The sequence below is a fragment of the Neisseria sp. P0021.S005 genome (assembly GCF_051956955.1).
On the sequence record NZ_JBQCWY010000708.1, the window covers coordinates 1 to 1,550 of the forward strand.

General features: G+C 45.1%; 2 protein-coding genes. Both read right to left on the reverse strand.

Going from position 1 to position 1,550, the window contains the following annotated elements:
- Nucleotides 1-79: 79 nt before the first annotated feature.
- Nucleotides 80-853, reverse strand: coding sequence for an LEM-3-like GIY-YIG domain-containing protein (locus ACTHUE_RS18555; RefSeq protein WP_107791825.1), 774 nt, complete (start codon nt 851-853; stop codon nt 80-82).
- 62 nt (nt 854-915) lie between these two features.
- Nucleotides 916-1,550, reverse strand: a 635-nt coding sequence (locus ACTHUE_RS18560; RefSeq protein ID WP_440403177.1) for an MATE family efflux transporter, incomplete at its 5' end; no start/stop codon positions are given.

A 1,550-nucleotide genomic window follows, 5' to 3' on the forward strand; every position in this document is an offset into this window, starting at 1 on the left:
GGTGAGGTCGGTTTGGTATTGGATGGGTTGCATGATGATTTGTGATTTTGTGGATTCAGGTCGTCTGAAAACTTACTATTTAACAATTACGATAGGTAATGGGGTTTTGGGGCGCTTTATAATTTTCTTGGGAAGAATAGGTCAGCTTATTCACGATTTCTTCATAAATGTCGGAGCCTTCTGGTAACGGCTTGCCTTCAAACATCCAACGACCTTGAATAATATCGTCGGCAGAAATCCATCTTTCGATTTCATACACTGCCAATGTCCAGCCGCGATAGACTGCAACTGCATATTTTGCTTTTTCACGTCGGCTTCCGATTTTCCAATATTTCCGTGTGCGTTCGTAAATTTCCTTATCCCTATTGGCTTCAGGAATATTCCCAGATCTAATGTCTTTTTTCAGTTTCTCGTATTCGTTATTAATCGTAATTAAAACAATAGGTTTATCAGTTTTCAATTCTTGCGCATCATATTTTCGTTTTAATTCGGATAAGCTCATCAATCCTACTTCAGAAGAATGTGTGCCGCCTTGAATATTAGTCAGCGGCTGCTGGCTCGGTTTGACTAAGGAGAGTAGGTCTATTGCCATCGCTTCATATTCAAAAGCCTGTTTGTCTGTTTGGATGTTGTGCCGCAGAATGTAATACACGGGTTGGTTTCCACTTTGATGTATTTCCCTAATCAAGGCAATTTTATCACTTGGCGTTTCTGTTTCTTGTAATGAACCTAGGGCATGATGGAAAACGCGATTGCCTATGCCTTTTCCTACATAGAAAATATTGCCGTCTCTAGGATCAATCAAGCAATAAACATAGTAAGCAAGTTTTTCTATAATGGAAGTTGAAAACATTTTTCCCTTAAAAGTGAATAAGCCGTAAATGAAATATCAATGGAGGTCGTCTGAAAGAAATTTCAGACGACCTTATGCGATCTGACCATCTCTTTACTGCAAAGCTCCAGGCACCATACCAATGCGATGGCGGCAATCGTCAGGGAAACGGTCAGCGCGGTCCAGAAGCCGTAAATGCCCATATCGACATGATAGGCAAGCAGGTAGCCGGGCAGCAGGCCGCAACCCCAGAAAGCCACGGCATGGATGAACATCGGCATTTTGGTCACTTTATAGCCGCGCAGCGCATATGAAGCGATACATTGGGTAGCATCTGCCAGTTGGAATAGGGAGGCAAAAAATAAAACGGTCGCGGCAATGCCTAATACTGCCGCATCGTTGGTGTACATACCGGCCAACTGAAAGCGAAAGATGACCAAGAGCAGCGCGGTACAGGTGGCAAGTACCCAGCCCAGCACCAGCGACACGCCTGAAATATAACGCGCCCGCAAAAAATCGCGCCGTCCGAGCGAAAAGCCAACGCGTACCGTGCTTGCAGAGCCGACGCTTTGCGGAACCATATACAAAATGCCCGACAGGCTGATGACGACTTGTTGCGCGGCGACATAATCTTCGCCGAATGGCGCCACCAAAAAGACGATAAACGAAAACGCGCTGGCTTCTAGAAAATAAGACAAGCCGATGGGTGCGCCGATTT

Excerpts from the sequence above, each read along its gene's own strand:
- ACTHUE_RS18555 (WP_107791825.1), bottom strand. The coding sequence starts at position 853 with ATGTTTTCAACTTCCATTATAGAAAAACTTGCTTACTATGTTTATTGC.